The organism is Blautia sp. HCN-1074 (genome assembly GCF_037890165.1).
Lineage (GTDB): Bacteria > Bacillota > Clostridia > Lachnospirales > Lachnospiraceae > Blautia_A.
The window spans coordinates 67,698-91,502 of the sequence record NZ_JBBKBP010000012.1; the positions used below are offsets into that span (position 1 = coordinate 67,698).

14 protein-coding genes and 1 other annotated feature are annotated in these 23,805 nt (G+C 39.9%); of the genes, 8 read left to right on the top strand and 6 right to left on the bottom strand.

Features of this window, described 5'->3' with window-relative positions:
* The first annotated feature begins 103 nt into the window (after positions 1-103).
* Complete coding sequence (locus WKT11_RS11510; RefSeq protein WP_340284405.1) at positions 104-1,063, top strand: exonuclease domain-containing protein; 960 nt, start codon at positions 104-106, stop codon at positions 1,061-1,063.
* Here WKT11_RS11510 and WKT11_RS11515 read toward each other — a convergent pair.
* Positions 1,034-2,275, bottom strand: coding sequence for a D-alanyl-D-alanine carboxypeptidase family protein (locus WKT11_RS11515; protein WP_118419964.1), 1,242 nt, complete (start codon positions 2,273-2,275; stop codon positions 1,034-1,036). The two genes, WKT11_RS11510 and WKT11_RS11515, sit on opposite strands and share 30 nt — an antisense overlap.
* Before the next feature lie 593 nt (positions 2,276-2,868).
* Positions 2,869-3,101, top strand: a binding site (T-box leader).
* Between the two features lie 162 nt (positions 3,102-3,263).
* On the opposite strand from WKT11_RS11515, the gene ileS reads away from it, so the two are divergent.
* The 4 genes from ileS (at position 3,264) to WKT11_RS11535 (ending at position 13,597) form a co-directional block, all read left to right on the top strand.
* Complete coding sequence (gene ileS, locus WKT11_RS11520; RefSeq protein ID WP_117676889.1) at positions 3,264-6,422, top strand: isoleucine--tRNA ligase; 3,159 nt, start codon at positions 3,264-3,266, stop codon at positions 6,420-6,422.
* A gap of 228 nt (positions 6,423-6,650) precedes the next feature.
* Positions 6,651-9,113: a glycogen/starch/alpha-glucan phosphorylase gene (locus tag WKT11_RS11525; RefSeq protein WP_118247627.1), complete on the top strand. Its 2,463-nt coding sequence runs from the start codon at positions 6,651-6,653 to the stop codon at positions 9,111-9,113.
* A gap of 205 nt (positions 9,114-9,318) precedes the next feature.
* Complete coding sequence (locus tag WKT11_RS11530; RefSeq protein ID WP_118137464.1) at positions 9,319-9,531, top strand: hypothetical protein; 213 nt, start codon at positions 9,319-9,321, stop codon at positions 9,529-9,531.
* Between the two features lie 316 nt (positions 9,532-9,847).
* Complete coding sequence (locus tag WKT11_RS11535) at positions 9,848-13,597, top strand: hypothetical protein (RefSeq protein WP_117887224.1); 3,750 nt, start codon at positions 9,848-9,850, stop codon at positions 13,595-13,597.
* A 414-nt stretch (positions 13,598-14,011) separates the two neighbouring features.
* On the opposite strand, the gene WKT11_RS11540 is transcribed toward WKT11_RS11535, so the two are convergent.
* Together WKT11_RS11540 and WKT11_RS11545 are read right to left on the bottom strand one after the other, a co-directional pair.
* A complete protein-coding gene (locus WKT11_RS11540) occupies positions 14,012-14,503 on the bottom strand; it encodes a hypothetical protein (RefSeq protein ID WP_181993324.1) in 492 nt (163 codons plus the stop codon).
* Between the two features lie 212 nt (positions 14,504-14,715).
* Entirely contained in the window at positions 14,716-15,306 is a 591-nt protein-coding gene (locus tag WKT11_RS11545) for a PD-(D/E)XK nuclease domain-containing protein (protein WP_330489847.1), read from the bottom strand.
* A gap of 160 nt (positions 15,307-15,466) precedes the next feature.
* On the opposite strand from WKT11_RS11545, the gene WKT11_RS11550 reads away from it, so the two are divergent.
* Positions 15,467-17,041, top strand: coding sequence for an AAA family ATPase (locus tag WKT11_RS11550; RefSeq protein ID WP_118516643.1), 1,575 nt, complete (start codon positions 15,467-15,469; stop codon positions 17,039-17,041).
* A 733-nt stretch (positions 17,042-17,774) separates the two neighbouring features.
* Here the strand turns inward: WKT11_RS11550 and WKT11_RS11555 are convergent.
* From WKT11_RS11555 to WKT11_RS11565, 3 genes are all read right to left on the bottom strand, one after another.
* Positions 17,775-19,346, bottom strand: coding sequence for an AAA family ATPase (locus WKT11_RS11555; protein WP_118516642.1), 1,572 nt, complete (start codon positions 19,344-19,346; stop codon positions 17,775-17,777).
* A 342-nt stretch (positions 19,347-19,688) separates the two neighbouring features.
* Positions 19,689-19,871, bottom strand: coding sequence for a hypothetical protein (locus WKT11_RS11560; RefSeq protein ID WP_242986901.1), 183 nt, complete (start codon positions 19,869-19,871; stop codon positions 19,689-19,691).
* A gap of 162 nt (positions 19,872-20,033) precedes the next feature.
* Positions 20,034-20,894 (bottom strand): FKBP-type peptidyl-prolyl cis-trans isomerase, encoded by an 861-nt coding sequence (locus tag WKT11_RS11565; protein ID WP_117846219.1) that lies wholly within the window; start codon positions 20,892-20,894, stop codon positions 20,034-20,036.
* Positions 20,895-21,057: 163 nt separating this feature from the next.
* Between WKT11_RS11565 and WKT11_RS11570 the strand changes: the two genes are divergently transcribed.
* Complete coding sequence (locus WKT11_RS11570; protein ID WP_118419968.1) at positions 21,058-22,047, top strand: N-acetylmuramoyl-L-alanine amidase; 990 nt, start codon at positions 21,058-21,060, stop codon at positions 22,045-22,047.
* A gap of 85 nt (positions 22,048-22,132) precedes the next feature.
* Positions 22,133-23,740, top strand: a complete 1,608-nt coding sequence (locus WKT11_RS11575) for an AAA family ATPase (protein WP_340284427.1) — start codon at positions 22,133-22,135, stop codon at positions 23,738-23,740.
* Positions 23,741-23,805 lie beyond the last annotated feature (65 nt).

Genomic DNA, 23,805 nt, shown 5'->3' on the forward strand with positions numbered 1-23,805 from the left:
GAACGTTACAACAGGATAGCAATAGCTATTGCAGAATTGTTTTTATGAAGAAATTTATTATAGAGAAACTCGTATAGAGGCAGGCAAAAAAAGGAATGGATAAATGAACTATATAGTTTTTGACTTGGAATGGAATCAGAATCCAGCGGGAAAGAAAACTCGCAACGACAAACTTCCATTCGAGATTATCGAGATCGGAGCTGTAAAAGTAAACAGCAAAAAAGAAATAACGGACAGTTTTCACAGGTTGATCAAACCACAGGTTTACAACTGGATCCATGACAGCATTCATGAGGTGATTCATGTGGATTATAAAGACCTTATGAGCGGTGTGCCGTTTGAACAGGCTGCCAGAGAATTTCTTGACTGGTGCGGAGAAGACTGGTATTTTTTTACCTGGGGAAATCAGGATGTGATGGAACTTCAGAGAAATATGAAGTTCTATGGAATACTTGACCTTCTCCCGGGACCGGTGACTTACTATGATGTGCAGAAACTGTTCAGCATCAGTTATGATGACGGTACGCGCAGATGTGCACTGGAGCATGCAATCGATGAGCTGAAAATAGAGAAGTCCCAGGGATTTCACAGAGCACTTGCGGATGCCTGGTATACCGCTGAGGTTTTAAAGAAGATAAATAACATCATAATCGTGAATCACCCGTCACTGGACGTATATCAGAATCCGAAGAAGAAAAAGGAAGAGATACACATTTCCTATCCGGATCATGACAAATACGTATCCAGAGAATTCAACACGAGAGAGCGTGTTATGAAAGACCGCGAAGTAACAAGTACCAGATGTCCGATCTGCCATCTTCCAGCGAAGCGGAAACTTCGCTGGTTTATAAACAATCCGAAGGTTTATTACAGCGTTTCTGTATGTGAGGAACACGGATTGGTAAAAGGAAAGATCCGTATCCGGAAAACAGAAGATGAGAAATATTTTGCAGTGAAAACATTGCGTTTCACAGATACAGAAGAAGCGGAGGAACTTCGTGAAAGAAAAGAAGTCCTCCGCCTCAGGCGAAAACTAAAAAGAAGTGTTGAGAAGGAGGTCTGAAAGGATCTCCTTTTCATATTGTATTCCATATCCGACCATATGATCATTAAAATAATATTTGCTCTTGATACGTTTCGGTCCTACAGAATTATTAAGAAGCCACTGTTTCCTGACAAGCTGGCTCACATCTGTTCCTGTGGGAACTGTCACATACACATGTCTCATATAATAGAAAGAACAGAGATCTCCGCTATTTTTTAAGAGATGCTTCTCACATGGAAGAAACGTTGCCGGAACCGGATTCGTGTCTACATTCATATCTACTTTTTCAAAATTGTCAAAGCCATAGTCCAGCAGAGAGGTTGTATCCGGGAAAGCACCGTTTGTAGAATTCAGTACAACTGCGATCAGAATGGAATTGCCTCTCTTCGCATAAGTTACAAGGGTATTTCCGGCCACGTTTGTATAACCGGTCTTACCTCCGAGAACTCCGTCGTAAGCGTAGGACTGACCGGACATCATTCTGTGGTGATTGAGAAGGTAACGGGTTTCTGACTGCTTGTTTGTCGGCGGAATCTCATAAGTCTGCGTAGTGACAAATTTACGAAACTCCGGATTATACCAGGCAGCTTTTGCAATCTTCATCATATCACTTGCAGTGGTGTAGTGAGTCTCATCCGGCAGGCCGTTTGGATTATTGAAATGTGTATTCTTACATCCAAGCTGCGCTGCCCTCTGATTCATCAGTTCCACAAACTTCTTAACAGAACCGCTTGTCTTTTCGGCAATGGCAAGAGCCATCTCATTGGCGGATTCCAGCATCAGCGCCATCAGCGCCTGCTCTACAGTAAAAACTTCGCCGGTTTCTGCGTAGATCGTGGAGCTTCCGGCCTCGATTCCGTAAGCCGCCTCCTGTGACATCGTGATCGTATCATTCATGTCGAGATTCTCACATGCCAGGAGTGCGGTCATGATCTTAGTGATACTGGCTGGATAGAGTCTGTCATCAGGATTCTTGGAATAAAGAACGGTATCAGTTACCGCATCCATTAATACAGCGGACTGTCCTTCAATACTTGGCCCGGCAGGCCATCCTTTGATGGAGTCAGTATCAGCAGCCTGGGAATAAGTCGCCGAGTGACCGGCTTCGGGAGTTGCAGTGGCATTCGCTTCAGCAGCATAAATAGCAGCCGGCTGAGTAACCAGCAGCCCGGCACAAAGCATTCCGGCAAGAGAACGCTTTATCATTGTATGAAATTTTCTCTTAAACATTTAAAATTACCCTTCATTAATAAATGCGCATAGAAAATTATTAACTATGCAGATTAGTTGTTCAGATATTGCTGTCCATGCGTTAATGAGAACGGAGAAAACAGTAACGCTTAGATAACTCCTGACGACGATTATATGCGATAAAAAAAGCAGCTATTTGTAGAATTGCTATAGTACAAGAGTATTTACAGCTGCGAAAAATCGACATGCAGGATGATATTAAAGTCCAAAAAAATGTTAATCCAATACGTTTTGCTATATTCGGACAAAATATTCTACCTTATTATATCATTAATTACAATGGCTGTGTAAAATTTATATCCTTATATATTCTCACAAAGTTATCCTGTTACTGTTCACACACCACTATTCCACGAGGTGTTTTGGCATGAATATGCCAAAATCCCGAGACATACAAGCCAAAATTCCATTGCCGCAGGCAATCTGGAATGAATTTTGGCAACGTTACTGCGAACGGAGTGAACAGTAACGTTATCCTGAGGTTAGCATAACCTTAAATAATCCAAAAAATACTTGACACAGGGAATTTCGTGACCTTATAATGAATCCGCATAGTGTTTTAAATATAAACCACAAAAACGTTGATGGAGACAGTAATTGCAGATGAACGCAGACAGCGAGTCAGGGAGGGTGTGAGCCTGATGGCAAGTAAATGCAGTGAAAATCACTCCGGAGTTGCAGCTCTGAAGGCGATATGCAGATAGGAGCTGACGGAAATCCCCGTTAAAGGATTCATGTATCGGCAAAGATGCCCGTACAATGTAACAGGTGGTATAACGAACGTAAATAAACCTTCGTCCTTTTACATAAGGGACGATTTTTTTGTTTTATGGGATAAAGATGTGCACAAACGTCATTATCCTATAAAACAAAAATTTCAGGATTATTTTCGTTCTAAAACATGTTACTGTTCACTTCGTGCCCGGTAACAAGAATATACCAAAATAAAAACAGGAGGTAATTTACTGTGTACCAGAAAGTTGATACGAACTTAAATTTTGTAGACCGTGAAAAAAAAGTAGAAGAATTCTGGAAAGAAAACCATATCTTTGAGAAAAGTATGGAAAACAGAAAAGAAGGAGAAACCTATACTTTCTACGATGGACCGCCAACCGCCAACGGTAAACCGCACATCGGCCATGTGCTTACCCGTGTAATCAAGGATATGATTCCGAGATACCGTACAATGAAAGGCTATATGGTTCCACGTAAAGCAGGCTGGGATACCCATGGTCTTCCGGTAGAGCTGGAAGTAGAGAAGAAACTGGGACTGGATGGCAAAGAACAGATCGAAGAATACGGTATGGAGCCATTCATCAAACAGTGTAAAGAAAGTGTCTGGAAATACAAAGGAATGTGGGAGGATTTCTCCTCAACAGTTGGTTTCTGGGCTGATATGGAGCACCCATATGTAACTTACTATGATGACTATATCGAATCCGAGTGGTGGGCACTCAAAGAAATCTGGAACAAGAAGCTTCTATACAAAGGCTTCAAAATCGTTCCTTACTGTCCGAGATGTGGTACTCCGCTTTCCGCACAGGAAGTATCCCAGGGATACAAAACTGTCAAAGAGCGTTCCGCAGTTGTAAGATTCAAGGTTGTCGGCGAAGACGCATACTTCCTTGCATGGACAACAACACCATGGACACTTCCATCCAACGTTGCACTCTGCGTAAACCCGGATGAGACTTACTGCAAAGTAAAAGCAGCAGACGGATACACCTATTATATGGCAGAAGCACTTCTCGACAAAGTTCTTGGCAAACTTGCAAAAGAAGAAGGCGAGAAAGCATACGAAGTTCTGGAAACTTACAAAGGAACAGATCTCGAGTATAAAGGGTATGAGCCACTTTTTGCATGCGCAGGAGAGGCAGCAGCAAAACAGAAAAAGAAAGCTCATTTCGTAACATGTGACACATACGTTACTATGAGCGATGGTACAGGTATCGTTCATATCGCACCTGCATTTGGTGAAGACGACAGCAGAATCGGACGTAACTATGACCTTCCATTCGTACAGTTCGTAGATGGACAGGGTAACCTGACAAAAGAGACTCCATATGCTGGCGTTTTCGTAAAGAAGGCAGACCCGATGGTTCTCACAGACCTGGACAAAGAAGGCAAACTCTTCGATGCTCCGAAATTCGAGCATGAATATCCACACTGCTGGAGATGCGACACACCACTGATCTACTATGCAAGAGAATCCTGGTTCATCAAGATGACAGCAGTCAAAGATGACCTGATCAGAAACAACAACACCATCAACTGGATTCCGGAGAGCATCGGTAAAGGACGTTTCGGCGACTGGCTGGAGAACGTTCAGGACTGGGGTATCAGCCGTAACCGTTACTGGGGAACACCACTGAACATCTGGCAGTGCGAATGCGGACATATGCATTCCGTTGGAAGCCGTCAGGAATTATTTGAGATGAGCGGTGATGAGAGAGCCAAGACAGTAGAACTTCATCGTCCATACATTGATGAGATCACACTGAAGTGTCCGGAATGTGGTGGAGAAATGCACCGTGTACCGGAAGTTATCGACTGTTGGTTCGACTCAGGAGCAATGCCTTTCGCACAGCACCACTATCCATTTGAAAACAAAGAATTATTTGAGCAGCAGTTCCCTGCAAACTTTATCTCCGAGGCAGTAGACCAGACTCGTGGATGGTTCTACTCACTCCTTGCAGAATCTACACTGCTCTTCAACAAAGCACCATATAAGAACGTAATCGTTCTGGGACATGTCCAGGATGAGAACGGACAGAAGATGAGTAAGTCCAAAGGAAATGCAGTTGACCCGTTTGACGCACTGAACAAATACGGCGCAGATGCGATCCGCTGGTATTTCTACATCAACAGCGCACCATGGCTTCCAAACCGTTTCCATGGCAAAGCCGTTGTAGAAGGACAACGTAAATTCATGAGCACACTCTGGAACACATACGCGTTCTTCGTATTATATGCAAACATCGACAACTTCGATCCAACTAAATACAATCTCGAATATGATCAGCTCCCTGTAATGGATAAATGGCTGCTCAGCAGATTAAACACAACTGTACAGGCAGTAGACAATGACCTGGCAAACTACAAGATTCCGGAAGCAGCAAGAGCACTTCAGGAATTCGTAGATGAGATGAGTAACTGGTATGTAAGAAGAAGCCGTGAACGTTTCTGGGCAAAAGGAATGGAGCAGGATAAGATCAATGCTTACATGACTCTGTACAACGCACTGGTAACAATCGCAAAGACAGCAGCTCCGATGATCCCGTTCATGACAGAAGATATGTACCAGAACCTTGTAAGAAGCGTAGACAAAGATGCTCCGGAAAGTATCCACCTCTGCGACTTCCCGACTGTAAACGAAGCATGGATCGACAAAGACCTCGAAGCAGACATGAAAGAGCTTCTCGAGATCGTAGTTCTTGGACGTGCATGCAGAAATACAGCAAACATCAAGAACCGTCAGCCGATCGGAACCATGTATGTAAAAGCTGAGAAGAAGATGGGCGAATTTTACACAGACATTATCGCAGACGAGCTGAATATCAAAGAAGTAAAATTTGCAGATGACGTAGAATCCTTTATTTCCTACAGTTTCAAACCACAGCTTCGTACTGTAGGACCGAAATACGGCAAACTCCTCGGTGGAATCAAACAGGCTCTGACAGACATCGACGGAACAGCAGCAATGAAAGAACTCAGAGGCAATGGTGTTCTGAAACTGGATATCAACGGAAATGATGTTGAACTTACAGAAGAAGATCTTCTTATTGAAACAGCACAGACAGAGGGTTACGTATCCGAATCCGACGGCGAAACATCCGTAGTTCTCGATACAAACCTGACACCTGAACTGATCGAAGAAGGATTTGTACGTGAGATCATCAGCAAGATCCAGACCATGCGTAAAGAAGCCGGCTTCGAAGTTATGGATAAGATCAAAGTATATGCTCATGGAAACGACAAAATCCAGGAAGTCATGAAAGCACACGAAGATGAGATCAAATCTGAAGTACTTGCAGACGAAATGGTACTTGGTGAGACCGATGGTTATGTGAAAGAATGGAATATCAACAAAGAAACTGTAACCATGGGAGTAAAAAAATTGTCATAATTTTCGGCAAATATACAGATGACAGGCTGTCGAAAAAAGAGTATCATATTCTTTGACAGTTTGATTTCAAAGAAGAAATTGGAGGCAGAGCTACTTTGCCCCCAATTTCTCTGATAAAGGAAACGGAAAGATTATGACGAAATACCAGTTACTGTTTGCGGATCTTCCCTGCAATATTTTTTGCAGAGAACGAAACAGTAACGGAAACCAGATTACGGGAGGTATGTAATGACAAACGAAATGTTCAAGAAAGAGGCATTCAAGAAAAGCGTAAAAGACAACGTAAAATTCCTCTATCGAAAAACAATTGAAGAAGCTACACAGGAGCAGATTTTCCAGGCAGTAAGCTACACAGTAAAAGACGTTATCATCGATAACTGGCTTGAAACACAGAAAGCATACGACGAGCAGGATCCAAAAACTGTATACTACATGTCCATGGAATTCCTGATGGGACGTGCCCTTGGAAACAACCTGATCAACCTTTGCGCATATGGCGAAGTAAAAGAAGCCCTTGATGAACTGGGATTCGATCTCAACTGCATCGAAGATCAGGAACCGGACCCGGCACTTGGAAACGGTGGTCTGGGAAGACTTGCTGCATGCTTCCTTGATTCTCTCGCAACATTAAACTACTCTGCATATGGATGCGGAATCCGTTATCACTACGGAATGTTCAAACAGAAAATTGAAAACGGTTACCAGATCGAAGTACCGGACAACTGGTTAAAGAACGGCTACCCATTCGAACTTCGCCGTCCGGAATATGCCAAAGAAGTACACTTCGGCGGATATGTAAGAGTAGAATACGATCCTGAAAAAGGCGGAAATAAATTTATCCATGAAGGATATCAGGCAGTAAAAGCCATTCCTTATGATATGCCGATCACAGGTTATGACAACGACGTGGTAAATACACTTCGTATCTGGGATGCAGAACCGATCGTAGACTTCGAGCTGGATTCCTTTGACAAAGGTGATTACAAGAAAGCTGTAGAGCAGGAGAACCTTGCCCGCAACATCGTAGAAGTCCTTTACCCGAACGACAACCACTATGCAGGTAAAGAGCTGAGACTGAAACAGCAGTACTTCTTCGTATCTGCAAGTTTACAGGCAGCAATCGATAAATATAAGAAGAAACACAGCGACATTAAGAAATTATATGAAAAAGTAACCTTCCAGATGAACGATACACATCCAACTGTAGCAGTAGCAGAGTTAATGCGTATCCTCATGGACGAAGAAGGACTTGGCTGGGACGAAGCATGGGAAGTAACAACCAAATCCGTTGCTTACACAAACCATACCATCATGTCCGAAGCACTTGAGAAATGGCCGATCGAGCTCTTCTCCAGACTGCTTCCACGTGTATACCAGATCATCGAAGAGATTAACCGTCGTTTCATTCTCGAAATCCAGGCAAAATATCCGGGAAACTACGAGAAGATCAAAAAGATGGCAATCATCTACGATGGACAGGTTAAGATGGCTCACCTTGCAATCGCAGCAGGCTACTCTGTAAACGGTGTTGCACGCCTTCATACAGAGATCCTGAAGAATCAGGAATTAAAAGACTTCTATGAATTGATGCCACAGAAATTCAACAACAAGACCAACGGTATCACTCAGAGACGTTTCCTGCTTCACGCAAATCCACTCCTTGCAGACTGGATCACAGAGCACATCGGACCGGACTGGATCACAGACCTTCCACAGTTAAAGAAACTGGCAGTTTACGCAGATGATGACAAAGCACTCCAGGAATTCATGAACATCAAGTTCAAGAACAAAGAGCGTCTTGCAAAATACATCCTCGAGCACAACGGCGTAGAAGTAGACCCGCACTCCATCTTCGATGTACAGGTTAAGAGACTTCACGAGTACAAACGTCAGCTCCTGAACATCCTGCATGTAATCTATCTGTACAATCAGATAAAGATGCATCCGGAAATGGAATTCTATCCAAGAACATTTATCTTCGGTGCCAAAGCGTCCGCAGGTTACGCAACAGCCAAGAAGATCATCAAACTCATCAACTCCGTAGCAGATGTAGTAAACAACGACGCTTCCATCAACGGAAAGATCAAAGTTGTATTCATCGAAAACTACAGAGTATCAAACGCTGAGTGGATCTTCGCAGCAGCAGACGTATCCGAGCAGATCTCCACAGCAAGTAAAGAAGCATCCGGAACAGGTAACATGAAATTCATGCTCAACGGTGCTCCGACACTTGGAACCATGGACGGTGCTAACGTAGAGATCGTAGAAGAAGTTGGAGCAGAAAACGCATTCATCTTCGGTTTAAGCTCCGATGAAGTCATTAACTACGAAAACAACGGCGGATACGATCCAAACGTAATCTACAACACAGATGAAGAAATCCGTCAGGTACTGATGCAGCTTATCAACGGAACCTTCTCCAGCGATACAGAACTCTTCCGTGACCTGTACGATTCACTCCTCAACACAAAGAACACAGACAGAGCAGACCGCTACTTCATCCTCGCAGACTTCCGCTCCTACGCAGACGCACAGAAACGCGTAGAAGCAGCCTACAGAGATGAAAAAGGCTGGGCAAAGAAAGCCCTTCTCAATACAGCATGCAGCGGTAAATTCACATCTGATAGAACAATTCAGGAATATGTGGATGATATCTGGCATCTGGATAAGGTTATTGTTAGAAAGAAATAATATGCTTATTTAGAAGAATTGGATTCTATATTGCTTTATTTGCTTTATTATAGAAGAAAATGCTTCTATATAAGTCAGGAAAGCCTCTGGCGATACAGTTGTAAAATGTATAGGCAGAGGCTTTTTTATAAAAGAATGTAGAACAAATAGTTCTTTTACGGAAAATGAAAAATTCAGAGATACAAAGAAAGGGGTTGATCAAGTTATGGGTGGAAAAGTATTGGAATTGGAAACGGATAAATTTATAAAGAAAATAAGAGATAAGTATAAAGATGAGCTAGAAGCAGAAGCAAAAGATGAGGTAAAAACAGAAGTAGCAATTCGTATGCTTAAGAGAGGTAATTGTAGTTTGGAAGAAATTGCGAACGATACACAGTTATCGTTGGAACAGATAAAAAAGATAAAAGAAGAACTGTAGTTGTAAAATGAATAAATGGCAGAGAATCAGATAAGGTTCTCTGCTATTTTTGGATGATAAGACAGATAATACATCATCTTGTGATATAGAAGAAAAACTCACCATATTTGTAACAAATTATAGAATTCAAACATGAAAAATCAAGGAAAATAAATGCTTTTGAAGTGCGCGAAATTTAAAAAAATCGTAAAATTCTTGAGCATTACCCTTGACAAAAACTGGCTAAAGCACTATTATTAACCATAACAGACAGATTATGTCTAGGAATCTTTACCCAAAAAGAAATAGTTATATTAAGGAAAGGGGAACTATAATCATGACAAAGATTAAAAATACGAAGAAAGGCATGGCTAAGAAAACCTTAAGTATGTCTCTCGTCGTTGCAATGCTGGCAACCTCAAACGTTCCAGTATGGGCTGCTGAGTTCAGTGACGGAACAGACGCTACATTCACATCTGAAGCAGAAGCTCCAGTTGTTGAAGATAATACAACAGACGCTGTAGATGCACAGGCTACAGGGGATGCTTGGACTGTTAAATTAGACAAAGAACTTCCAACTTCTGTTGCATGGGGAAATTCAGATACTGTAACAGGCAATATCAAACAGACTGGTGTTGAGACTACATCTGTAACAGGTCTGAAATACACATGGAAAGATACTGCTACCGGATTAGCAACAGACGCTGGAACTGCTGTAACAGTAGATGCAAAAGGAAACTTCACAATTAATCTGCCAACAGCTGCGGAATGCGTAGGAAATTCCTACACATTATTTATGTGGGACGACAACGGAGATTGGACATATACTTCTTCTGCAATTGCCGTAGTTGCCAAAAACATCAAAGATGCCGGTGCAAGTGTTGCTCTGAAAGCAGGTGCTGAAACAGGATATACCGGAAAAGAAGTAAAAGCAGATGTAAATGTAACTATGCCGACAGACTTTGAAACCACAGGAAAATACAGTGTTGACTATACAGGCTCACCTGACTTAATTAACAAAGGGTCTAAAGTTACAGTAACTGTTACAGTAACTGATTCAAAATTATATACTGGATCTGTTACAACAGAATATACAATCGGACAGAAAAAAGCAACAGCAGAAGATTTCAAATTAAGCTATATCAATAATTCATTCGAATATACAGGATCTGATGTTAAACCAGAAACTACTGATATCCGTGTTCAGGACGTTAATGGAAAAACAATTGACGGTGCTGTAAAATCTGTAACTCCAACTACTGCTTCTAAAGAAGTAGGTTCTTATGAAGCAAATGCTGAAATTGATATGAGCAAGTTCGAGAATTACAGCGGAACATTAACAACTAAGGTTGAAGGAAAATATAATGTTGTTGCCCGTGATCTTAGCAAATGTACTGTAACAGTTAAAGCTAAACCGGCATCCACAGATAATAAAGCTGTTGCTTTGACTGCAAGTGATTTAACAATTAAAGATGCAAAAGGTAATGTATTACCTTTAACAGATAGTGATATTGCAGTTACTGTTCCAGCAAATGCAATCGCATCCGGAACATATACAGTAACAGTCGGACCTAAATCCGGAACAAAAAATGTAACAGGTTCTGCATCAGCAACCCTTACATTATATGCATCTGATATTTCAGACGCAATTGAACTGGATGCTACCGCACAGGCTGAATTAGCTAAAGCTGCTTATTACACAGGTTCACAGATCACTAAAGATACAACCAAATTTGTCGGACATATTTACAAAAAAGGAACAACTCAGTATCTTGATCAGAATCAGTATACTGTAGAATTTGGCACAAACGTAAATGCAGGATCTGAAGCAGGTATTGTTCGTATCGTCGGTAAAAATACATATGCAGGATCTGTTAAAGAGTATAAGTTTGCAATTACACCTGCAACAATTAAGAAGACAGAAGTTACAGATGTAGAATATAAAGAAGGCGCAACAGATAAAGATTACGCTCCAACAGTAACTATTACAGCTGAAAATGGAGATAAGAAGACCTGGACATTAAAAGAAGGTACAGATTATACCGTTACTTATGCTATTAAGAAAAATACATCAGGAGTTGCAGAAAATGTATTAGGTAATAAGATCGTTGCAACAATTAAGTATAGTAAAGATGCTGTAACTAACTATGGTCTTACTTCTGATACAGTAACCGATGAAACAAGCACAATTGTAGGAAAAACATTAACATCCGCAAATATCAAGATGGATAAGACTTCCTATGATTATACTGGCAAAGCAATTGTACCTGAATACAAAGTATACGATGGCGATAAACTTCTTAAAGAAGGAACAGATTATATTGTAAAGAATACAATTGGCGGAAAAGATGTTGGAGAAGCAACATTGGTAATCACTGGTGCCGGAACTTACAACAGCAAAATTGATGCTACAGCTAAATTCAATGTTGTACCTGTAAGTGCTGACAAAGTAACTGTTACATACAAAAACGCTGAATATACAGGTGACTCTATCCAGCCTAAGTTAGCTGATATTGATGTTAAATTAGGTGATGTTGATGTTAAATCCCAGTTCCAGATTACAGGATATGGCGAAAACATTAATGCTGGTAAAGATGCAGGAAGCCTTGTATTAGCTCCTGTAAAAGACAATAAAAACTTTACATCCGGAACAACAAAGAACGCAACATTTGATATTGCACAGGCAACATTAACCGGAACTATCAAAGTATACAATGCAAACGGTATTGAGTTAACCGGAGCTCAGAATTTCACATACGATGGAACAGAAAAAACATTTGCCAAAGTTGTATTTACACCATCTGTTACCGGAAACAAGAAGGTAACAAGTGATGATTACGAAATTCAGTATGTAAACAATACAACCGGTGCAGGCGGAGCAAAAGTTATCGTTGTAGCCAAAGGAAATTATAAGGCAGCTGGTACTGCAACAGATCTTTCAACTGGTAAAGAAGTTGAAATTAAAAACGTTGCTGCTTCTAAAGACTTCACTATTGAGTCCAAACTGTATTTCACAGAAAAAGAAGTTACTGTAACGGATGCTGAATATGCCGGACCAAACATGGTTGCTGAGCCTACTATTGTAGTTCGTGATGGTGACAAAGTTCTGGTTAAAGATAAAGATTATACTGTAACCTTGACTCCGGTAAGCGCCGGAACTGCTCCAAGTGCAACAACTTATACATGGACAGTAAAAGGAAAGGGCGTTTACCAAGATCAGTCAAAAGGAAATTATGCAACAGGAACATGGAAGATTGTTAAGAAAAATGTAGCAAATCTTGACATCAAAGTTGATCTTGACGCTAAGGGAGAACCAGTTCTTACAGTTATGAATGGCAACCTTAAAGTTGACAACAAAGACTTCACAGTTACATTAAGCGATGACAAGAAAACTGCTACTGTAACTGCAACAACTGGAAATCAGTATTATGTTGGTTCCAAAGAAGTTAATGTAGGTGGTGAAGCTGTAACAGTTGGTGCTCCAATGATCAGCAATGTTAAAGTTGTTGGTAACAAAGCAACCGTGATCCTTTCCGGTGAAGTTGAAGGCGCTGCTGGTTATGATTATGTAATCTCTACAGACCGTGACTGCATCACAAACAAAGATTACGATGCAGTAAACAAAAATCAGGTTAAGACTAGCACTACTTTCGAATATGTTGGTCAGGGAACATACTATGCATACTGCCACGCTTGGAAACGTGACGCTAATGGTAAGAAAGTATTCGGTGAATGGTCCAATGCTTACCCATTCTCTGTAAGCGCAATCACACCATCCCAGCCAGTGATCACAAGCGTTAAAGTAAAAGGTTCTACTGTAACTGTAACATATACAAAAGCATCCAATGCTGATGGATATGATGTAGTTCTCGGAACATCTACAAAGAAAGTTAACGGAGAAACACGTCCGGTAGAATACGGAAAACTTGTTAAGAAGAACATCAAAGGTAATGTTGTAACAGCAACATTCAAGAATGTGAAGAAAGGAACCTACTATGCAGGTCTCCACGCATTCAACAAAACTTCTGAAGATGGCAAGAAAGTATTCAGCCAGTGGTCAAACGTTAAAAAAGTAAATGTAAAATAATCCATTTGGGTAATTAAATACAGATTCCTAAAAAGAAGACTCCAGCCATTTTAGCTGGAGTCTTTCTTTTTTAGGAAATATAAAAAACAGTGTGCGCTGTCAGGCGTACATGAGAAGAACCCCGGCCTTGATTGACCGGGGTTCCCTTTTTAGGAATCTGTATGAATACCCAAATGGATTATTTTACCGTTACAGTTTTTGTACCAGACCATTTGCTGAATACTTTGCTTCGGAGAGACATTGGGGTCTGACCTCAATGTGGTCAATTTACCGTCAACTTAAGGAAAATCGTCAGATTTTATCCTAATTATATACTATGGTTTACCGCAAAAATGCAGGATTAATCCTCAACCAGTTAGGAAATTCACCAAAAAGGCGCACTTAAATAAAGCTTAAATGTGACAGTGTTTTTATTTACAAGGTAGCTTTCTTATTTCTAAAATGTGAACGTCCTTTTGACTTTAATTTTTTTCTTGGAAATGATCTTCCGGGAAGGATCTGTGAACGGCACCGGACAGCTTCTTTGTACAGCTTCTCAATAACTGGGAGTTCAGACAGATCACAGAGAATCTTTGGAAAGATGATCTTGATCCGTCCGATGATAAATGCGCGATTAGCCTGATAACGAAATTTATTGGAACTTTTGGAAGTGATGTCTATTTCTTCATCTGCGTCATTCTTGATAAGGGAAACAAGATTTGAAAGAAGCATATTGATATAAAATTCCTGAATGATAGAAGTTGCAGTAGCACCGGAAAACTCTTCCATAGCAAAGCGGCTCTTTAATTCTTTGTATTTTAATTCCACCGGCCAGCGCTGAAAATAAAGTTCCTTAAACATATCTTTTGTAATGGCAGGATCAAACAGGTTTGTAGCAAGGTATTCCCTGCTTCCATCATCCAGCACTACTTCTATGACCCGTATGGAAAGATCGGAAGTCCCTTCTTTTTAACGCCTAGAGGGGTCTGACCATCGAAAATAACCGGAAAGATAATAATCTCCACATAAAATAATTCTAAAATTTGTATAACATAGAATTCCTTACCCACACATAAAACCATCCCAGCTATATGAATAATGTACATAGTCAGGATGGTTTTTATCATGAATGGTTGCTATTACAGTTGTTCTATTTTACAATGATGTTCTTTTGTGTCTTTATTATAACTGATTCCCACACCCAGGATTTGTCCGGTGTATCTTTCCTTTTCCCCAGGCTTTCCCTTAAAGCGGAGCGCATACTGTTTTTCCCTGATCTGCCGGATTGCTTCTTCCGGTGAGTGACCTGCCTTTAATTCCAGGATCAGCCCTGTATCTGCCGGGTTTTCCGGATAAAAAATAAAATCTACAAATCCTTTACCTGCTTTATCTTCACGTTCTACCCGGTATCGGTCTCTGGCAGATAAATATACCAGATTTACTACCGCAGCCAGTTCCGTTTCGTTATTATACGAAAGAATCGGTGTTTCTGTATTGTGTGCCAGCTGCAGGATCTCAGCCATCCGATCTGTGTCACCGGACAGGGTTGCTTTTAGCATCTGGTCAGAAATATTAGCCAGACGATAGACATAACCCAGACTTTTCTCACTACGCAGAAGTTCTTCGTATTTGAACATTAATTCCCTGTTGGGAATAAATACTTTTCCCTTTGGGAGACCCGAAGGGTCTGACCATCTAATTTTCAAATAAAATAATTCTAAATTTTTCATAAAGGCAATTTCCTTAAAAAATAAAATAATATTTCCAAAAGAAAGTTTTAAATATACCTGCCAACTGACAGATTCATGCGTAAAATTTCGACTAATTCTTTTATAGAAATAAAAATGAGAGTATGATATAGTGATAGTAACAAAACAAAGGGAGGCAGTTATGGGCGTTTATTTAAATCCAGGGAATGATGCTTTTGCGGAATCTTTAAATTCTGAAATTTATGTAGACAAATCAAATATGATCCATTACACAAATCGTGTATTGGGTACAAAACAGAAATTCATCTGCATTAGCCGTCCGCGCAGATTTGGAAAGTCCATAACGGCCGAAATGCTTTCTGCATATTATGACAGCAGTGTAGATTCTCATCCTCTATTTTTCAAATTAAAGATCGCAGTAGATTCTTCTTTTGAACAAAATATAAATAAATATGATGTCCTTTTCTTTAATATCCAGAGTTTTCTAAGTCGTTCAGATTGTGCCTTGAATATGGTGGAATATCTGGAATTCAGGGTTATTCAGGAACTGGCAGAGAGGTATCCTGATCTAGGATTAGAAAGTGAACCCCATCTCACCAGCGCATTGGAAAAAATATACAGCGTACATCGAAAGGGTTTTGTATTTATCATTGATGAATGGGACTGTGTTTTCAGGGAAAAGAAATCAGATGTTGATGCTCAGACAAAGTATCTGGATTTCTTGAGGGATCTTCTTAAAGATAAGGTATATGTTAAGCTTGCATATATGACAGGTATTCTTCCGATAAAAAAATATGGCACACATTCAGCTTTGAATATGTTTGATGAATTTTCTATGACAAACCCGAAGTATCTGGCATCTTATGTCGGATTTACAGAAGAGGAAGTCAGGGATCTCTGTCAAAAATACAATATGGATTTTGAAGAAACCAGACGATGGTATGACGGCTACAGATTTCGCAAAGCGGAACATATATACAGCCCTAAATCCGTAGTAGATGCCATGAGAAATGAAGCTTTTGACAGTTACTGGACACAGACCGAAACTTATGAAGCTTTAAAAACATATATCGATATGAATTTTGACGGGTTGAAAGATACCGTGATCGCCATGCTTGGCGGAGGCCACTGTCTGATTGATACCGGAACTTTTCAAAATGATATGACAACTTTTCACAGCAAAGATGATGCATTGACACTTCTGATCCATTTGGGGTATCTGGCATACGACATGGATTTACAGGAAGTATTCATCCCTAATGAAGAGGTACGTGCTGAATTTGCCCGTGCGATAAAAGCAAGTGGATGGCATGAAGTCATCCATGCTATCTCTATATCTGAAGAACTTTTAGAAAATACTCTAGCATGCAATAACGAAAAAGTCGCTCGGATAATTGATAATATTCATGAAGAATTTACTTCTATTCTCAACTATAACAATGAAATTTCATTGAGCTGTGTGATATCCATTGCTTATTACAGCGTCCGGCGCTATTATTCCATATATCGGGAGCTTCCATCTGGAAAAGGGTTTGCAGATCTTGTTTATTTACCTCGGATTCAATATCCGGAAAAGCCGGCAATGATAATAGAATTGAAATGGGATAAAACAGCCACTGGTTCTATCAGACAGATAAAAGATAAAAACTATATTAAAGGATTAAAAAATTATTCTGGAACTGTGCTGCTTGTTGGAATTAATTATAATAAATCTGATAAACATCATGAATGTCTGATAGAAACGATACAGATTTGAACCAATGGGAGATGACAATAATATGGGATTTTATCTGAACAGTGCGGCACCATGTTCTTTATATCGAAGTGAAGAACACATTGAGGTCTGACACTCTGAAGGATAAATAAAAAGAATGAAGCGTTCCTAAAAGATCCATAAAAGAAATATAAAATTAGGGTGTGAACTTCCAGAAGAAAGCTCCAGTCATTTCGGCTGGAGTCTTTCTTTTGGGAAATTATAAGGAGACACATTTTTACCAGCATGTGCGAGCTGCTAAAAGTCCCTGATTGATTTTACCTTCTATTTTTGCCCTGTTATAAATTTACTTTGTTCCTCTTCTGGCAAAGTATTAGTTAATGAATGAAGGTGAGAAGGACGGTTAGAGGGTATCCAGGCAACAATCAGTACCTGTAAAAGTTTTAACGCCAGTAAAGATGTTACAGTGAAAAATCTAATGAAGGTATTTTCATTATCAGAAGAAGATGCGGCTGGCTATGTGGAGAAATATTGGTAAACGCTATTTGGCAACGATATAAATAATAAATATGTTGAAATCAAGAGTGAATATACTCCCAGATTTTTCCGGGCGTTCTTGACGTAGGATATTAGTGCCAGACCACAATATTTCTACCACATCTTTCCAGTGTAAGCAAAACAAAGTAAGTACACGGGACGGACTGCATATGCACCTTAAATATCCAGACCACGCAGATAAGTTTCTGTCCAGTCTGGATATTTTTTATGTTTTTGATTATATAGCTAACCGTTCAATCAGACATTCATGTACTTTCGTTTTCGGGTTATAATTAATTCCTACCATCAGCAGATTCCCCTGGTAGTCTTTTAAAGTATGTGGATAATTACGCTCTTTTATCTGATTGATAGCACTTTCTGCATCCTTATTCCATTTCAATTCAATGATCATAGCTGGTTTATCCAGATGCTCTTTTCGCGGAAGATATACAATATCTGCAAAACCCTTTCCGGACGGCAACTCTCTTATTTCAGTGTAATAAGTCCGTGCGCTATAATATGCAAGAGAAATTACGCATGCCAGTGCATTTTCGTCATTATATGTCAGTATAGACGTTTCAAAATGTGCTTCCTGGATTTTCTCTGCGACTGTCTCATTTTCCCTTTTCCATGTTGCCTGAAGCAATTCTTCAGAATTCTTTATCGCCAGAATTACTTCCTGCCATCCTGCATCCCGTATGGAGGTAACGAACTCTGTTGTAATCTCACTATTCGGAATAAATACTTCTTTTTTTGAAAAATCATATCCAAGATATCCAAGATGGATAAATAATGTCAATATGTCATCGGCGCTCGAAAAGGTCGTCATGTCATTACTAAACGAGCTGACATCAACAGGCTGTCTTTTACCGGCCAGCAATTCAATGATATTTTCCTTCAGCCCTTTATAGTTCATAATAATATAATCCCGAAGTGCCTCGAAGGTTTCTGTTTTATTCCAATAATTATCAAAGGAACGGTTCAGCATTGCACTTACAACTGAACGTGGATTATAGATATGTCCCATTTCTTTGAAATAATAACCATCATACCAGCGTCTGGTCTCATCAAAATCCATATCAAACCGTTTGCACAGACCTTTTACTTCTTTCTCTGTAAAACCAACATATTCAGCAAGAGTGCCCGGATTTGTCATGGAAAATTCATCAAACATGTTTAATGCAGAATGAGAGCCATATTTTTTGATTGGAAGTATTCCCGTCATATAGGTTAGTCCTACATAATTTCTGTCTTTTAAAAGATTACGCAGAAAATCAAGATATTTTTTCTGCGCTTCCGTATCCTTCTTGTTTTCTCTGAAAATGCAGTCCCATTCATCAATAATAAAGACAAACGGAATCCTGCTTTCACTGTAGATCTCCTGCAGTACATCAATAATGTCCGTCCGATTCAAATAGTCCAGATCAGGATATTCACGTAAAAGATCACGAAGCACATATTTACTAAGAAGGGTACACATTTTATCTATATTGTGGGTACGGCTGAAAAAATCCTGCATATTCAGAAAAATAGTATTGTACTTATTTAAATGGATCAAAAACGAAGAATCCGACGATATGTCCTTATCCGCAAATAATTCCTTGGAATTACAATTTCGTTGATAATACGCTGCCAGCATTTCCGCCGCCATAGATTTTCCAAACCGTCGTGGACGGCTTACACAGATAAATTTCTGCCGGGTACGAAACACTCTATTTGTATACCGAATAAGTCCTGTTTTGTCTATATAAATCTCTGATGAGACCGATTCAAAAAATCCATCATTACCTGGATTCAGATATAATCCCATAACAGAAAATCACCCCTTCTTAAAATAGTATTATATTAGATCTTGTCATGATTCAGATATCCTTCATGCCATTATCATTCTCTTTAAGAACCATATATTACTGATACAAAATATTATAACAAATCATGATTATACTTGCCAGATTAAGTTTTCGACAAAGCACATCCCAGCTTTGATTAAACGCTTCTTTCTGGCATCTTAATATTTCGAATCAAAGAAGCAAAAAGCATTATAACTGTGTGAATTACTCGGCAACTGAGTTATCTGAGCATCTGAATTAAGGCATGATACCGCCTTTTTTCAGGGTGCATCCATGACACCACTACTGTTTGCTCTTTAGAGCTATACAGCTACTTTTATTATTTCCGGTGTTTTCAGTCCGGTTACGGACAGTTCTTTTTTTACTCCGGATACGGAGTGATATTTTCTCAGGATATTATATACGCCTACGGCATCTGCGTTATAAACTCTGTTTCCATCCCTGTACAGTCCTCTCTCTTTCCGGTTGGACGGTTCAAGAGGCATTGGGGTCTGACACTCTGAACATCACCAAATACGAATTAAAATAAATAAAAACAGATTACATGCTTTTGGATAAACTGTACCAATTTCTCAATTATTAGATTTGGAAATCCAATTTTAAAGGGCTATCTCAAAAGCTGTAATCTGTTTTTATTTTATTTTGTTTTATTTCACTTCAACCAGTTCGATTCTGAAATTCAGTTCTTTTCCAGCCATTTCATGGTTGGCGTCAAAGGTGATATTCTTTTCGTCCTTGGCGGTTACTTTAACCGGGAATGGCTGTCCGTACTGGTTGGACAGGTATACCTGCTGGCCTACAGTAAGGTCTTCTGAACCTGGAAGCTGTGCGATTTCCATGGTAAAGATTGCATTCGGATCAGCCATGCCATAAGCTTCTTCCGGCATCAGATGAACATCTACGATCTGTCCAACTTCCATATCTGCTACAGCAGCGTCAAATCCTTTGATCATCTGGCCAGCACCGCAGATAAATTCCAGCGGTTCTCCGCGGTCATAGGAAGAATCAAACTGTGTTCCGTCATTAAAGGTTCCTCTGTAATGTGTACGGCAGGTTTTACCCACGTTGCGTCCAGTGATGGTACTCTGTGCTCCACAACTTCCGCCACAGCCACTGCCACAGCTCTCTCCACAGGAATGTCCTTCTTCGTGAGAACCGCAGGAATGACCGTCTTCATGGTGATGATCACAGTTTGCACCAGAAGAAATTAATTCACCTTTCAGATAAAAATCTACCGCCTCATCCGCATCTCCCTGAACACCTGAGTATAATTCGATTCCAGCATCTGCAAGAGCAGCCTGAGCTCCGCCTCCGATGCCGCCACAGATCAGCACTTCAACATTCTGTCCGGCAAGTAATCCAGCTAAAGCACCGTGACCGCTGCCGTTAGATTCAATGATCTCGCTTGAAACGATCTGATCGTTTTCTACCTCATACACCTTAAAAGTCTCAGTTTTTCCAAAGTGCTGAAAAATAGTTCCATTGTCATAAGTTACTGCAATTTTCATGTGAAAAATCCTCCAAATTTATTACAAATATCGTTCAGACCAGTATAGCCTGTGGGCGCAATAAAATCAAGTAATATAAGACTTTTTTGTACTGGTATGTATGCTTTGCGTCTGATAAAATAAAACTACATAACAAAGTAGTAGAAAGAAGGGAATGAAATTTATGAAAAGAAAAAAGAAAACATGGATAGTTTGGCTGATGTGCCTCTTACTTTGTGTCACGTCTTTGCAAGCTGGAAGCTTTAAAGACGTTCAGGCGGCTTCTGTGAGCAGTGAATTTACAGGATGGAAAACGGTGAATGGAAAGAAATATTATTACCAAAATGGTACAAAGCTCACTGGCCTGCACAAAATCGGTAAATATTATTATGGCTTTGCATCTGACGGAACGATGCTGACAGGATGGAATTATATCAAAAAACATTATCGTTATTTTGCAAAGCTGTCCGGAAGAATGCGTACCAGCCAGACGATTCAGGGAAGAAAAATCGACAGTAAAGGTGTCTGGACACCGGTTATCGTTTTGGATCCCGGACATTCCGGAATTGTTGCAGGCGGTTATGAGCCCCTCGGACCTGGTTCCAGTCAGACGAAGTCAAAAGACACTTCCGGAACGCAGGGCGTTGCGACTGGTGTGGAGGAATATAAGCTGACATTAAACATCGGACTTCAGCTACGCTCTTTACTTCGGGACAGGGGCTGTAAAGTAGTCATGACTCGCACGAACAGTAAGGTTGCATTAAGCTGCATCGACCGTGCCAGGATAGCAAATAAAGCAAAAGCAGATGCATATATCAGACTGCATGCCAATGGAAGTGACAATTCCTATGTAACCGGAGCGATGACTATCTGCACCACCAAAAACAGCCCTTATATTGCGTCCATGTACAAAAAGAATAAATCCCTGTCTAACGCCGTTTTGAATGCTTACGTGTCTGCCACAGGATGCCGGAAAGAGTATATCTGGGAAACAGATTCCATGTCTGGAAATAACTGGAGCAAAGTTCCGACAACACTGATTGAAATGGGATATATGAGCAACCCATCCGAAGACCGACTCATGCAACAGACTTCCTACCAGAAAAAGATGGTCAGGGGAATTGCAAAAGGAATTGAGAATTATCTGACAGATTTGTCGAAATCTTTATGCTGACAAATATTCCTAAACAATGTTATAATCCATTTAAGGGAACATTTTATCCATTATCAATATGAAGAAGGTGAGTGCAGATATGGCAATGTTTTTGAATAATTCATACCCATATAAAAGGTATAAAAAGATATCCAACACAACATATTTTATAGATAAGTCCTGCATATTAGACGATATATTAAGATGTATGGAAGAAGAAACTCAGTATATCTGTATCACCAGACCGCGCAGGTTTGGAAAAACAGTCATGGCCAATATGCTTGGTGCATTCCTTGGAAGATCCTGGAATTCTTCAGATATCTTTGACCACTTAAAGATCTCCTCTTCTGAAAGATATTCCAGATATCGAAATCAATACGATATTATCTATATCGATTTCAGCAGACTTCCAGAAAATTGTGTATCTTATCAGCAGTATATAGACCGTATCATTAGTGGACTGAAAAAAGATCTGCTAAATGCTTATCCGGAATCTGCTTTAGATTCTGATCTTTCCGTATGGGACATGCTCTCAATGATCTCGGATCAGTCGGATTGCTCTTTTGTATTTATTATGGATGAGTGGGACGCGGTATTCCATATGCCGTTTATTACCGAAAAAGATAAGGCAGCATACATTCTTTTTCTGAAAGCTTTATTAAAAGATCAGGATTATGTTGCACTGGCATATATCACAGGTATTCTTCCAATTGCTAAATATTCCAGCGGATCAGAGTTAAATATGTTTATGGAATTCAAAATGACATCCATGGAAATGTTTGGTGAATATTTTGGATTTACAGATGATGAAGTAGACTATTTATATGAAAAATACAGTCAGTCATGCGAGAATCCTCACGTATCACGGAAGGGACTGCAAGAATGGTATGATGGGTATTTCACAGTGGCTGGAAAACGCTTGTATAATCCAAGGTCTGTAGTAATGGCTCTCAGCTTTAACCAGCTGTCTAACTACTGGACCAGTTCCGGACCTTATGATGAGATATTTTATTATATCCGTAATGATATTGATCAGATTCGAAATGACCTGGCACTGATGATTGCCGGCGAAGGCGTTACAGCAAAAATAGATGAATTTGCAGCATCTGCAATGAATTTTCAAACCAGAAATCAAATATATTCTGCAATGGTTGTATATGGACTGCTTACGTTTACCGACGGGAAAGTTTATATTCCTAACAGAGAACTGATGCTGAAATATGAAGAACTGCTCCAAAACGAAAAAAGTTTAGGTTATGTATATCAGCTGGCTCATATTTCGGAACAGATGCTTAATGCAACACTGTCAGGAGATACGAAAAAAATGGCAGAGATTCTTCAGTATGCACATAATACAGAAACTCCAATTCTGTCATATAACAATGAAGTAGAACTGTCTGCTATTGTGAATCTGGTTTATCTTTCCGCACGGGACAGATACCGTGTTGAACGGGAAGATAAAGCAGGCAAGGGTTTTGTTGACTTTATCTTTTATCCATATAAGGCAAATGGTACCTGTATTATCCTTGAATTAAAAGTAGGTCATTCTCCAGAACAGGCTATTCAGCAGATCAAGGATAAACAGTATATCCTAAGATTTCAGGGAAAACTTGGTGAAACACCTAAATATACAGGAAAAGTACTTGGCGTTGGAATAAGCTATGACAAAGATACCAAAGAACATAAATGTATCATAGAGACTTTGTCAAAATAAGTGTGCGATTCGCAAACTTTCTATATATCAGACGGTATAGATTGTCATACAGTCCTATATATGAG

Bases quoted from the DNA above. Each gene is read 5' to 3' on its own strand.
- WKT11_RS11510 (WP_340284405.1), top strand. From the start codon at position 104: ATGAACTATATAGTTTTTGACTTGGAATGGAATCAGAATCCAGCGGGA.
- WKT11_RS11515 (WP_118419964.1), bottom strand. From the start codon at position 2,275: ATGTTTAAGAGAAAATTTCATACAATGATAAAGCGTTCTCTTGCCGGA.
- WKT11_RS11525 (WP_118247627.1), top strand. From the start codon at position 6,651: ATGACAAACGAAATGTTCAAGAAAGAGGCATTCAAGAAAAGCGTAAAA.
- WKT11_RS11530 (WP_118137464.1), top strand. From the start codon at position 9,319: ATGGGTGGAAAAGTATTGGAATTGGAAACGGATAAATTTATAAAGAAA.
- WKT11_RS11535 (WP_117887224.1), top strand. From the start codon at position 9,848: ATGACAAAGATTAAAAATACGAAGAAAGGCATGGCTAAGAAAACCTTA.
- WKT11_RS11545 (WP_330489847.1), bottom strand. From the start codon at position 15,306: ATGAAAAATTTAGAATTATTTTATTTGAAAATTAGATGGTCAGACCCT.
- WKT11_RS11550 (WP_118516643.1), top strand. From the start codon at position 15,467: ATGGGCGTTTATTTAAATCCAGGGAATGATGCTTTTGCGGAATCTTTA.
- WKT11_RS11555 (WP_118516642.1), bottom strand. From the start codon at position 19,346: ATGGGATTATATCTGAATCCAGGTAATGATGGATTTTTTGAATCGGTC.
- WKT11_RS11560 (WP_242986901.1), bottom strand. From the start codon at position 19,871: ATGCCTCTTGAACCGTCCAACCGGAAAGAGAGAGGACTGTACAGGGAT.
- WKT11_RS11565 (WP_117846219.1), bottom strand. From the start codon at position 20,894: ATGAAAATTGCAGTAACTTATGACAATGGAACTATTTTTCAGCACTTT.
- WKT11_RS11570 (WP_118419968.1), top strand. From the start codon at position 21,058: ATGAAAAGAAAAAAGAAAACATGGATAGTTTGGCTGATGTGCCTCTTA.
- WKT11_RS11575 (WP_340284427.1), top strand. From the start codon at position 22,133: ATGTTTTTGAATAATTCATACCCATATAAAAGGTATAAAAAGATATCC.